The sequence below is a fragment of the Caldifarcimen microaerophilum genome (genome assembly GCF_055387105.1).
Map to the genome: position 1 here is coordinate 377277 of NZ_AP038914.1, position 12126 is coordinate 389402.

Annotated in this window: 11 protein-coding genes; 3 read left to right on the top strand and 8 right to left on the bottom strand. The window is 62.1% G+C overall.

Features of this window, described 5'->3' with window-relative positions:
* The first annotated feature begins 51 nt into the window (after nucleotides 1-51).
* Nucleotides 52-855, top strand: coding sequence for an SPL family radical SAM protein (locus AC6HU3_RS01770; protein WP_497474132.1), 804 nt, complete (start codon nucleotides 52-54; stop codon nucleotides 853-855).
* Here AC6HU3_RS01770 and AC6HU3_RS01775 read toward each other — a convergent pair.
* From AC6HU3_RS01775 to pabB, 7 genes are read right to left on the bottom strand one after another with little or no spacing between them, the layout of a single operon-like run.
* Nucleotides 852-1865: a phospholipase D-like domain-containing protein gene (locus tag AC6HU3_RS01775; protein WP_497474133.1), complete on the bottom strand. Its 1014-nt coding sequence runs from the start codon at nucleotides 1863-1865 to the stop codon at nucleotides 852-854. The two genes, AC6HU3_RS01770 and AC6HU3_RS01775, sit on opposite strands and share 4 nt — an antisense overlap.
* Nucleotides 1855-2919: a glycosyltransferase family 4 protein gene (locus AC6HU3_RS01780; RefSeq protein ID WP_497474135.1), complete on the bottom strand. Its 1065-nt coding sequence runs from the start codon at nucleotides 2917-2919 to the stop codon at nucleotides 1855-1857. The genes AC6HU3_RS01775 and AC6HU3_RS01780 overlap by 11 nt, the downstream gene beginning before the upstream one ends.
* On the bottom strand, nucleotides 2916-3599 hold the full coding sequence (locus AC6HU3_RS01785; RefSeq protein WP_497474137.1) for a YggS family pyridoxal phosphate-dependent enzyme: 684 nt from the start codon (nucleotides 3597-3599) through the stop codon (nucleotides 2916-2918). Before AC6HU3_RS01785 ends, AC6HU3_RS01780 begins: the two co-directional genes overlap by 4 nt.
* A complete protein-coding gene (locus AC6HU3_RS01790; protein ID WP_497474139.1) occupies nucleotides 3571-3966 on the bottom strand; it encodes a hypothetical protein in 396 nt (131 codons plus the stop codon). The genes AC6HU3_RS01785 and AC6HU3_RS01790 overlap by 29 nt, the downstream gene beginning before the upstream one ends.
* Complete coding sequence (locus tag AC6HU3_RS01795; RefSeq protein ID WP_497474141.1) at nucleotides 3924-4523, bottom strand: anthranilate synthase component II; 600 nt, start codon at nucleotides 4521-4523, stop codon at nucleotides 3924-3926. Before AC6HU3_RS01795 ends, AC6HU3_RS01790 begins: the two co-directional genes overlap by 43 nt.
* Nucleotides 4520-5227: an aminotransferase class IV gene (locus tag AC6HU3_RS01800; RefSeq protein WP_497474142.1), complete on the bottom strand. Its 708-nt coding sequence runs from the start codon at nucleotides 5225-5227 to the stop codon at nucleotides 4520-4522. The genes AC6HU3_RS01795 and AC6HU3_RS01800 overlap by 4 nt, the downstream gene beginning before the upstream one ends.
* The gene (pabB, locus tag AC6HU3_RS01805; RefSeq protein ID WP_497474144.1) at nucleotides 5224-6366 is read right to left on the bottom strand and encodes an aminodeoxychorismate synthase component I; all 1143 of its coding nucleotides are present in this window, start codon (nucleotides 6364-6366) and stop codon (nucleotides 5224-5226) included. The genes AC6HU3_RS01800 and pabB overlap by 4 nt, the downstream gene beginning before the upstream one ends.
* 427 nt (nucleotides 6367-6793) lie before the next feature.
* On the opposite strand from pabB, the gene AC6HU3_RS01810 reads away from it, so the two are divergent.
* Nucleotides 6794-10288 carry an ATP-binding protein gene (locus AC6HU3_RS01810; RefSeq protein ID WP_497474146.1) on the top strand — a complete coding sequence of 1165 codons (3495 nt, stop codon included), beginning with the start codon at nucleotides 6794-6796 and terminating at the stop codon, nucleotides 10286-10288.
* Between the two features lie 9 nt (nucleotides 10289-10297).
* Here the strand turns inward: AC6HU3_RS01810 and AC6HU3_RS01815 are convergent, their stop codons facing one another.
* Nucleotides 10298-10723, bottom strand: coding sequence for a tetratricopeptide repeat protein (locus AC6HU3_RS01815; RefSeq protein WP_497474147.1), 426 nt, complete (start codon nucleotides 10721-10723; stop codon nucleotides 10298-10300).
* Nucleotides 10724-10979: 256 nt separating this feature from the next.
* Here AC6HU3_RS01815 and sucC point away from each other — a divergent pair, with 256 nt between their 5' ends.
* Nucleotides 10980-12125: an ADP-forming succinate--CoA ligase subunit beta gene (gene sucC / locus AC6HU3_RS01820; protein ID WP_497474149.1), complete on the top strand. Its 1146-nt coding sequence runs from the start codon at nucleotides 10980-10982 to the stop codon at nucleotides 12123-12125.
* The last annotated feature ends 1 nt before the right edge of the window (nucleotide 12126 follow it).

Sequence of the window (12126 nt, forward strand, 5' to 3'; positions counted from 1 at the left end):
AAAAACCGAACGGCGGGGGCGGGCAGAGCCCGCCCCCTTTGTTTTTCTTCCATGCTGTATACTGAACGCATGGCGGTGAAAGTTCGGGAGGTCCGGGTGCGCGCCATCGTCCAGAAAAGCCGGATTCCCGGCGTGGACGGGGTGCTCACCCCCTACAGCGGATGTGCCTTCGGGTGCACCTATTGCTATGCCGCCTTCACCCGGAAGTTCCACCGGGGCGACGAGCCGTGGGGCGGATATGTGGACGTCCGCATCAACGCCCCCGAACGCCTCCTTGCCGAACGCCACCGGATTCCCCGGGGCGGCACCGTCCTCCTCTCCTCCGTGACCGACCCCTATCAGGGGGTGGAAGCCCAATACCGACTCACCCGCAAACTCCTGGAACTTCTCCTTCCACGGGAAGACGTCCGGGTCCGGATTCTGACCCGTTCGCCACTGATCCTTCGGGATCTGGATCTCCTCCGGGCCTTCGGGGACCGTCTGGAGGTGGGGCTGTCCATCACCACCGATCGGGAAGTCGTCCGGAAGGTGTTTGAACCCCGGGCGCCCTCCATCATGAAACGACTGGAAACCCTGCGGGAGCTTTCCCGGGCGGGGATTTCGGTGGACGTGCTCCTCGCTCCCCTTCTCCCCCTCAACCCGGCACGCTATGCGGCCCTCGTGGGTCCCTTTGCCCGCACCGTATGGGTGGATCCCCTCAATTACCCCTGGAAAGTGGAACGCCTCCTCCAGCGTGTGCGGGCCGAATTCGTGCTGGACCGGCGGTGGATACAGGAAACCGTGGACGCCCTTCATGACCATCTTGGGAAAAAACTTGCCCCCTCCCGGCGGATGGAAACCCGGGAAGTCCTTTAAGAGGACGGAACCGTGCAGGCCATCTGCCCCTTGAGAAGCTGAACGTTCTGATTCCACACCTCAAGAAGTTCGGGCGATGCTTTGATGAGAAGAAGGTTCTCGTCATTCCGGGTGGCCGCGCTCCGGGAAAAGTTATACGACCCCAGGAGAAGCCAGCGATCCAGACGCATGGCTTTGTGGTGAAACAGGCGTGAATCCCGATCCCGGCACACGGGAAGAACACGGGCAAGCCGTCCGAGATCGCTCCCTGAGGGTTCGTCCTTTTCTGCAAGGACCTCCACAAACACCCCCCGCTTCCGGGCATCCAGCAGCGCCCGGGCAATCCGGTCATCCGTGAGGGTGAGGGCCAGGACCTGAAGGGTGTCCCGTGTGCGCCGTATCCGGGAAACCAGAAGATCCGGAACGTCCATGTCCGGAGAAAACCACACCTCCAGCGTGTCCCCAAACCGCACCGGCGATTCCTTCCCGCGGTTGCCGAAGACCTTCCGGGAGAACATCTCCTCAAATTCCCTTGCGTAAGCCCGGGCAACCCCCTGATGACGGACAAGGACGATGTGGTTGGCCTGTTCACACAGTCCATCCCGGGTCCAGTTGGCCGAGCCCGTGATCACCACCTCATCGTCCACCACGATAAACTTGTTGTGCATGAGCCCCCCTTTCGGGCGAAAAACCACCGGGATACCGTGGCGGGCAAGCCTCCGGAAGGCCCGGCGGTTCCTCCGCCTTCCATCCGCGACCACCCGGATGCGAACGCCCGATTGGGCTTGCTCAAGGAGAAGGTCCTCCAGGGGCTTGAAGTCCAGGTTATAGAGGGCAAGATCCAGCGAACAGCACGCATTCCGGAGCACCCCTTCCACGTCCGGAGGGATCCGGCAGAACCGGTCGGGGAGGAACATCAGGGTATAGGTGGCGCCGTGAAAGGGGCGACCCACGGGCTGGAGCCACCGCTTCACGAAAAAGACCAGCGCAACCAGCAACCAGAGAAGGACTGGCCCGACCCTATGCCCCATGGGATGCGGCAAGACGGGTGAGACGTTCCACCATCCGGTCCACGTGCACCTCCCACCGGGCCCGTCGCTCCACCACCTGACGGTTCACAACGCGGACTTCCTCCGGTGCCCGGATGGCCCAGTCAAGCCCCATGGCCAGGAGATCCGGACGGCCTGCCGGGAACAGATAGCCCGAAAAGGCGTGAAGAACCCACTCCCGGTTGGCCGGAAGGTCCGTGACCACCGGAATGCACCCCCGGCTCATGGCTTCCAGAAGGGAAACCGACGTGGAATCCACCAGCGGACTGGCGAGATAGATGTGCGCTCCATCCAGAATCTCCCGGATTTCCGATGCCGGGCGCCTTCCCCAGAACCGGACACGCGCTTCAAGACCCAGCCGGGCCACTTCCTTGCGGACCCGCTCCTCCAGCGATCCCCAGCCCACAAGGTCCAGCCGGATGTCCAGGCCCTCCCGCACCGCACGGGCAACGCCCCGCACAAGGGTGAGGGGGTCCATGTCCGGGTCCAGCCGCCGGGTGGACACCACCCGCCAGGGCGGGGCCGGAGGTTTTTCGGGAAGGGGCGCGAACCATGCTTCCGGAAGCCCCCAGGTCATGAAGTCCACCCGATCCGGGAGAATCCCCCACACCGTGACGAGATCGTGCAGCATATCTGTGCTGTCCACGTTGATCCGGTCGGCATGACGGAGAATGCGCCGGGCAATCCACCGGTGAAGGGGCGTTTTTCTTGCAGAAAACAGGAGATCCGACCCCCAGATCATAAGATAGGTGGGGCGAAGGCCAAGTCTCCAGGCAAGAAGGCCATAATTGGCCAGGCTCACCGCCACCGTGACATCCGGTGAGAACCCGGCCATGCTCTTGCGGAGGCGCGAAGCGGACAGGACATACCGGAGTTGCTGCGGATGACGGATCACCGGGGGGACAAACACTCCCTCACCCTCAAACGCCTCCATGGAAAAGGCCCGGACCTCCAGCCCCCGCTGTGCGAGGGCATCCCGAAGCCTCCCGGTGTGAACGGTGGCGAGATCTCCCAGGAGGGCCACCCGAAGGCTCATGGGCGCTCTCCAAAGATGGCCCGCCCGATGCGGATGAGGGTGCTTCCTTCCAGCACGGCAAACCGCCAGTCTTCCGTCATCCCCATGGAGAGAACGGGGAGGGACAGGCCCAGCCGCTCTTCCAGCCGATCCCGGATCTGCCGGAGGAGGGCAAAGGCGGCGCGGGAGCGCTTTTCTTCCACGGGATAGGGTCCCACGGTCATGAGCCCCTTCACAGCCAGCACCTCCCGACGGAGGATCTCTTCCACCAGCGCCTCCACCTCCTCCGGGACCACCCCGTGTTTCTGCGGCTCGCCCGAGGTGTTCACCTCCACCAGAACGGGATAGGGCGTCCGGTCGGCAAGGTTTAGAAGCCGGGCCTCCATCACGTCCACCAGAGGAATGCGGTCCACCGACTGGACCATGTCACACCACCGGAGGGCATCCCGGACCTTGTTCCGCTGGAGATATCCCACCAGATGAAGTTCGGCTTCCGGAAGCTCCTCTCTCATGGACGCCCACTTGGTTTTCACTTCCTGGACGCGGTTTTCCCCGAACAGCCGGAGCCCCTGGCGATAGGCTTCCCGGATGCGTTCCGCCTCCACCGTTTTCGTGACCCCCATGATCCGGGGCAGGGGCAACCCGTGGCGTTCGCAGAATTCCCGGACTTCCTCAAGAAATTCGCTGAACCGGACCTTCATACATCTCCTCCAGAAGATCCAGAAAGGCGGGCGGGGGATAGGGAACCCAGATCCCCCGGTATCGTTCCAGAAAGCGGGGCTCGTGGAAAGGTGAAAAGAGCACGCCTTCCGGTGCGATCACCACCCGCCGGACTTCCTTCCATGACAGGGTCTGCGCTTTCCCCATCCGGATGAGGGTGATGCCTTCCCGGGACAGCCGGACCCGCCAGGGAAACCAGAAGTCTGCAAGCCAGGCCACCAGGAGGAAAAAGGCAAACAGCCCGCCCACCAGCCCCACCCACACATAGGCCAGGGTGGCCACCCCCACCGTCCACAGCCCGGCCGTCAGTGCCCGGAAAGGCGCCTGACGGGCTGGCCAGATTTCCATCTCCAGGATCCTATCCATCCCTGCAGGTTCCGGAACAGGCGGTCCCGGTGTTCGGTCAAAATGGACTCCGGATGAAATTGCAGTCCCAGAAAACCCCGGTCTTCACAGCGGAGGGCCATCACCTCCCCCAGGTGATCCCGGGCGGTGACATAGTCCGGTGCGAGGTCCACCACCAGGGAGTTGTATCGCATGGCCCGGAATCCGGAAGGAACGCCCTCAAAGGGCGGGGCGCCCGTGTGGAAAACGGGCGTGGTCTTGCCGTGGAGAATCCTCCGGGAAGGTCGGATCGTCCCGCCCAGGGCAAGGCCCAGCATCTGATGGCCCAGACAGATCCCCACCACGGGAATCCGCCCTTCACATTGCCGGATGAGGGCAAGGGAAGCGGGATAATCCTCCGGGTGTCCCGGCCCGGGGGAAAGCACCACCCCATCCCAGGCGGCAGGAGAAACCGGAAGATCCCGGAAGGACACCACCTCCACCCCAACCCCCAGCCGGAGGAGTTCCTGCACGATGTTGAAGGAAAAGGAATCCTCGTGGTCCACGAAAAGCACGTTCATGGCAGGCGCACCGCCGTGCTCCAGTAGGCCGGCTCCAGTTCTTTCCACAACGCTTTCAAAGGCTCCAGATTCATCCTTCCCATCGCAAGGGGCAGAAACAGCCGAACCGCGTTCATTCCGGTCACCACCTCCGCCCGGCGAAGGTCCGCCAGCGTGAGGTCCCGAAATACCAGAGGAACAGAATGTGCCTTAAGCATACGGTACACAAACCGTCGCATCACGCCGTTGAGAGCCCCCGTTCGCCCCGGAGGGGTGCACCACACCCCGTCCACAAAGCACAGCAGATTGGCCCGGGCGAGGGAAACCACCCGATCCTCCCGCAGAAGGAGGGCTTCGTCATACCCCTCCTGTTGTGCCCGTGCCTGTGCCTTCCAGAAGGGTTCCCAGTCCCCCACCTTCCACCGGCGGAAGGGTCCCTCAAAAGAGATGGGGCAGACGGTCCTCCAGGCCCACTGTGGAGCCGGCTCCACAGGTGCGCGCTGAATCGTGTGCGCCTGCGGGGTGAAGCCGATCCTGACCCGAAACCGTCCTTCGGGGAGGTCCTTCAATGCGTCCCGCAGGGTCCGGACCACTTCGTCCCGGGACGGGGGAGGATTCCAGCCGGCCGATCGCATCCCCCAGAAAAGGCGGTCCACATGAAGGGAAAAGAGGGGAACCGTGCGGTTTTCCACCCGGAGGACGGTGAAGACTTCGGGTAAACTCATGATGTCAGGAAAGCCATCTTGGCAAGGAGTTCCTCCCATTCCGCCTCCGGAGAGGAGTCCAGGACAATGCCGCCCCCCGCGCCATACAGGGCGGTGGTGCCCGCCACCTGAAGGGTGCGGATGGCAATGGAGAACACGGCTTCCTTCCAGGGATACACCACTCCGATCGCGCCGGTATACACCCCCCGGGCCCATCCCTCCAGCTCTCTCAGAATCTCCACCGCCCGTTTTTTCGGGGCACCCGTCACAGACCCTCCCGGGAAGAGGGCGTGAAAGATTTGCGCAGGGTGTGCGGCTTCCGGACGAAGTTCAGCCTCCACGACGGAGATCATCTGGTGGACGGTGGGAAAGCTTTCCACCGCAAAGAGGATGGGCGCGGACACGCCGCCGGGGAGGGCAATTTTCCCCAGGTCGTTCCGCAGGAGATCCACAATCATCACGTTTTCCGCCCGGTCTTTTTCCGCATTGCGGAGATCTTCCCGGAGGTTCTCGTCCTCTTCGGGGGTTTGTCCGCGGGGGCGGGTGCCTTTCATGGGGACGGTCCGGATGCGACCGTCCCTCAGGTGGAAGAAAAGTTCGGGGGAAAAGGAGAGGACCGCCTGATGGGGTGCGATCTGGAGATAGGCGGCAAAGGCGGTGGGTTGCCTTTCCAGAAGGCTGTGGAACACCCCCCAGGGGGATCCTTCCAGCCTCCAGGAGGAGGAAACGGTGTAGTTTGCCTGATAGATGTCCCCTCTCCGGAGGTGTTCCCGGAGAGCCTGGATTTTTCTCCGATAGGTGGAAAACGATTCGTGGAGGGTTTCAAACGTCAGCGTCCCCGGGACGACACGGGGAAGGGGCGGGGTTGCAGGTTTGCCCGAGGAATGCCGAAACCCCTCTTCCGGAGATCCGATCCAGAAGTCCTCAAACACGCCCAGCCAGATTTCCGGAAATCCAAGCGGTGGTTCCGGTGCAGGGAGGTCCAGCGTGTGGCGATAGGCGGTGTATCCCACATAGCCCACCACAAGGCCCGGGGTTTCCCTGAGCGCATCCAGTTCGTCCCAGGATGTGACGATCCGGGTGGGCTCCCGGGCCACCACCCACCGCTTCAGGCCGTGCTGCGGTCGAGGAGAGGCAAGGAACACAAATCCGGCGTGCATGCCTGGAAGATACACGAAGGGACGCGAATGGGCAAGGGAGCTTGTACTGAGGTTCACCCATGAGTTCGGACACCACGTTTTTGTTCCGGATAACGCAATCGAGATCGAGGACATCTGTGCTCCCCCTCCCCCAGCCCCTCCCACCAGGGGAGGGGAGAAGACACCTTGAAGCCGTGGATGGTTACGCCCTCCCCCTTGATGGGGGAGGGTCGGGGTGGGGGTGTCCGAACTCTTGTCCGGAGGTCAGAGCTTGTACCCTCAGGTTCACCTGTGCCATCGTAGACCCCCTACCCTTCCCGCCCAAAAGCACCCCCGAAAATGGAAGTACGAAGAGAATCTCCTCCCCTGGCGGGAGGGGGCGATATTCGAACTTCGTGGATGACAAACCGGGGATCGTTCTGTATCTTTTCCTCCGAAGAGAACAAACATGCGGCTTCCTGTTCCAGCATCCGTTCTGGAAAAATTTGCCCACGGGATCCGGGAGGGGAGGTGGGAAGGGTGGGGTGTGATGCTGGACATCGTGGGCTTCACCGCCTTCACCGAGGAACTTGAACGCACCTATGGTTCCCGCGGACTGGAACGGCTGGTGGACCATCTCCGGGAAGCCTATGAGGAGATCTTTTCCATCCTCCGGGACCACGGCGGGGAAGTGATTCAGTTCACCGGTGACGGCCTGATTGCCTGGGTGGGAGATCCCGACCGCACCCATGCGGAAACGCTTCTCAAACGCCTTCTTGCTTCGTCCCGCACGCTGGTGTTCCGGGGAGCCCTTCTCGCCGGTCCTCTCCGGTGGAAAATCGTGGAGCACAGGCATCATGCCCTGTATGTGATCTTTGGCGAAGCCTTTCTCCCGGATCACTGGCTCTCTCTCCCCCGGACCTCCAGCCCTCTCTCCAAAGACCCTTCCGAACCTTCGCCTCCCTCCCCCTCTCCGCGGGGTTTCTGGAGGGGCGCCACGAATCACGATCTGGTCAGCCGTTTTCTCCCCTTCTCGGTCCTCTCCGGCCCGGACGAAGGGGCCTTCCGGGATGTTGCGGTGGTGTTTCTTCTCCTGGATCGCCGCCCTCTGGACGATCCGGAAGAAGACGCCCGCAGCCTCCTGGATGCCGCAAAAGAAGCGGGCGGATGGATTGCACGGATGGGGTTTTCGGAAAAGGGTCTGGAGGCGCTGGTGCTTTTCGGGGCACCCCGCGCCCGAGAGGGGATGATCCAGCGGGCTCAGACCTTTGTGGCCCGGGTCCGGGAACGGATGGGTGAGCGGATCCGGGGAGGCCTTTCCACAGGCCAGGTGTTTGCGGGATGGGTGGGCGGCGAACGGGGAGAATACACGGTGATGGGCAGTGCGGTGAACCGGGCCGCCCATCTCGCCCTGGAGGCTCCCTGGGGAACCGTCCGGGAAGAACTGTCTATCCTTCACCGATCTGCTCCCTATCCAGTGGTTTCCCCTCCCTTCATCGGACGGGAAGGGGCCTTTGAGGCCCTGGAGCATGCCCTGGAGCGAACGGTGGAACACGGGCCTGAGGTGGTGCTCATCACCGGACCGCCGGGCATCGGAAAGTCCCGGTTTCTGGAAGAGGCAGTCCGTCGCCTTCTGCCCCATCGGGCCTTCCTCATCCAGGCAGACCCGGACAAACCTCCCCTGGAACCCCTCCTTGAATTCCTTGAGCGCTGGATCGGAGCCCGGCCTGGAGAATCCACCTTCCCGGAAGCGGTTTTCCGGCTTCTTAAACCCCATGCCTCCACCGGGTCTCGCCCTCGCTCCCGACTTGACGACCTCCTGAAACCGGGGGTTCAGGAGAGCCTCGGAATCACGCGATGGCTCGTGGATCTGGTGGACATTCTGGTCCGCCTCACGAAGGATGAAGGACCTCTGATTCTGGCCGTGGATGACATCCTCTGGCTCGACCACGCTTCCCTTGAGGCGATCCGGGGCCTTCTGTCACGGGACCGCCTCCCCCTGGGTCTCTGGGCCACCGCACCGGGAAGTGGGGACGTCCCCATCGGGAAGATCTCGGACACCCTCCGCCTCGCCCCCTTCACCCGTAAGGAAATCCGGCGGTTCGTCTCCGCGCTTCTGGAAGGTCCTCCAGATCCCTCCTTCGTTGCCCTCCTGGAAGAGCGAAGCGGAGGCAATCCTCTCTTCCTTGAGCACATCCTCCTGTATCTCCTCCGGGCCGGGAAGCTGGTCAAGGACCGGGGCTTCTGGAAACCCGAAGGAGAGGTCACCCACCTGCCCTTCCGCATCCGGGAGGTGATCCTCGCCCGCTTTGACCAGCTGGACACCCACACACAGGAGGTTCTCTGCACCGCAGCGGTCGCGGGAAACCGGTGGAAACTGGCCTGGCTGGAATGGCTCTTTTCCTTGCAGGACGTGGACGCTGCTCTTTTCCGGGCATCAGAGGCCGGCTTTCTCCGGATTGATCCCCCCTGGGGAAGGTTCACCCACGCCATGATCCGGGATGTGCTTCAGGAGATGCAGACATCCCGTGCCCGGGCGCGGAGGCACCTTGCCCTTGCCAGAGCCCTGGAAGAAGAAGATCCGGTTCTCGCAGCCCTCCACCATTTCCGTGCATGGGAACTGGGACAGGGAAATTCGGAAGAGGTCCGAAACCGTCTGCAAAAGGCCCTTGAACAGACACGGGGTACGGATCCCCATGTGGTCCTGAGCCTCCTGGAAGCCCTGGAAACCCTGGACATCTCTCCCGAAGACCGGATCAACGTCTATCTGGAAAAGGGCAAAATCCACGGACGTCTGGGCAACTGGGGGCCCGCCGAAGAAATGTTTCGATCCGCCGAAGCCCTGGCCCGGCGTTTGGGTCGTTCAGACCTGGTGGTGGACGTCCTGAAAGAGCGGGCTTTCCTGTCCATGCTCCGGAGTGACCACAGCGGGGCGCTCCATCTCCTGGACGAAGCTGAAAAACTCGTCCTCCATGCGGGAGATCACGAGCGTGTGGCGGGGATCGAAAACGTTCGAGGGATGGTGTACTGGCACCAGGGAAGGCCCCTTCAGGCTCTGGAAGCTTTTCGCAGGGCTCGGGAAGCCGCCGGTCGAGCCGGGCGAAACGATTTCGTGATTCGGGCCCTGAACAACATCGCCAACGCGCTGGACGATCTGGGGCATCACACCGAGGCCGAGAAGTGTTACCGGGAATACATCCAGTTTACTCGAAGGGACAACAACCCTCTGCGGGAAGCCTCCGGCCTTCTGAACCTGGGGGGGAATCTTCTCCTGCAGGAACGATATGACGAGGCCATCCAGGTGCTCCGGCACTCCCGCCGGCTTCTTCAAAATCTCCGGCATCTCCGCGGGCTTGCCAGCGCAGATCACAACCTGAGCATGGCGCTCATGGAGCGCGGTCATTACGGAATTGCACTGCGCCATGCCTTCCGGGCCCGAAGAATTTATCAGGTGCTGGGATTTCGCAAGGGTCTCGCCATGATTCACGGGGTGATGGCCGAAATCTTTCGGCGAACCGGCCATCCTTCTCGCGTCCGAACTCACATCCGCCTGGCCCTCCGGTATGCCCGAAAGGGAAACGTGCCCTATGCCCGGGCCGAGGCGCTCCTTGTCCTTGCCGAACTTTTGCGAATGGAGCGTCGCTGGGTGGATCTCCATCAGGTGGCATTACGAATCAAACATCTGGGGGACAGGATCAATCATCCGCGGTTTCAGTTCGCCTCCCGGGCTTTTCTGACCGAAGCCCGACTCCACCTTTCGGGCTCCGGCCCGCTGGACGAACTCCACATCCTTGAGAGGTTCGCGCGAACCCCGGGAGATCAGGCCTGGATTCTGGAACTCCGGTGGCATCTTACCGGCAATGCACGGTACCGCGAAGAGGCCTGCCGTCTCCTCCGAACCCTCTATGCTCGGACGGGCCGGAAGCTCTATGGGGAACGACTCCGGCGGCTGGGGTGCTCGTGACCGCCCGGTTCACTCCTCCATCCAGACGATGATGAGATCCACATCCACGCGGCCCATCCGTCGGGGGTGCCCCCGGCGCCGCTTTTTGTGGTGGTGTTCCTCGGCTTCCGCCACGGACAGCAATGTGCGCACCCGATCTTTCCACACGGGTGTCGGGGCAAGACGAAGGGCGATTTCAAGCTCCCGTTCCGCTTTCTTCGGACGATCACACACCAGCGCGCTTGCCCCCAACCCAAAGTGAGCCCGGAAGTTGTCCGGGTCCCACCGGAGGGCCTTTTCAAACTGCTCCTGCGCCGCACGGCAGTTGCCCCTTTTCAAAAGTTTCACCCCATTCCGAAGATGCACCTCGGGCTGAGGGGGTGGGGCGGGAGGTGCGGTGACGCAGGCGGTCAGAGCGAGGAAGAGACCGGCCATCCACAGACCTTTCCGGTTCATGGCTTGCCTCCTGTTTGTGCCTGAAGGATACACTCTGACAGACGTCCTGTCCCCCGATCAGGTTCCTGACACCCTCTCCGAACCTCATGGATCCCAACACCTGTACCTTCCTCATGACGTTCCTTTGCTCGATCCGGGAAGCACCATCCGGTCCCCTGAATTTTCGCGGAATTTGGCGTATAATACACAACACTTTTTCTCATCTCTCGTTCTGTCCGTGTCATCGGGCACATGCCCTGAAACAAGGGAGGAGAAAATGAAACTTCTCGAATATGCCTCCAAAGAAGTCCTCGCATCCTTTGGCTTCCCCGTGCAGAAAGGCATTCTCGCCCGGAATCTTGAGGAAGTGGAGCAGGCACTCTCCCAACTTTCCTTCCCCGTGGTGATCAAGGCGCAGGTCCCCGTGGGCGGGCGAGGCAAGGCCGGCGGAATCAAACTGGCCTCCTCCCGGGAAGAAGCCCTGGAAAAAGCCCGCGCCATCCTGGGGATGGAGATCAAGGGCATCCCGGTGAAGAAAGTGCTGGTGACCGAAGCGGTGGACATTGAAAAAGAATATTACGTGGGGGTTGTGCTGGACCGCAGGAACCAGACCTACACCCTGATGGTGAGCCCCGAAGGGGGTGTGGACATTGAGGAGGTGGCCCGCACCAAACCCGAAGCGATTCTGAAATATCCTGTGGACATCCTGGTGGGGCTTCCGGATTACAAGGCCCGGGAAATCGCCTTCTGGCTTTTCGGCGACTGGGCCCTGGTGAAGCAGGGCGCGCCCATCCTGAAGAAACTCGTGGAAACCGCTCTGGCGGTGGATGCACAGCTTGCGGAGATCAATCCCCTGGTGAAAACGCCGGAGGGCAACCTGGTGGCGGTGGACGCCAAGATTGTGCTGGACGACAACGCCCTCTATCGCCATCCCGATCTGGAAGACAAGCGCGACCTGGATTATGAGAACAAAGAGGAACTGGAAGCCAAAGAGGCCGGTCTTTCCTTCGTGAAACTGGACGGGGACATCGGCTGTGTGGTGAATGGGGCGGGGCTCGCCATGGCCACCATGGATGTGGTCAAGCACTTTGGCGGCGAACCGGCCAACTTCCTGGATATCGGCGGGAGTTCCCGTCCCGAAAAGGTGATCAAGGCTCTGGACATCATTCTCCGGGACCCCCGGGTGAAGGTGATTTTCTTCAACATCTTCGGGGGTATCACCCGAACAGACGATGTGGCGAAAGGCCTCATTGAGGTGTTCAAAACCCGGGAAGTCCCCGTGCCGGTGGTGATCCGCCTCACGGGGACCAATGAAGAAATCGCTCACAAACTCCTTCAGGAGTCGGGCCTTCCCCTGGTGGTGGCCTCCACCATGGCGGAAGGGGCTCAGAAGGCGGTGGCCCTTGCACGGGGGCAGGCCTGAA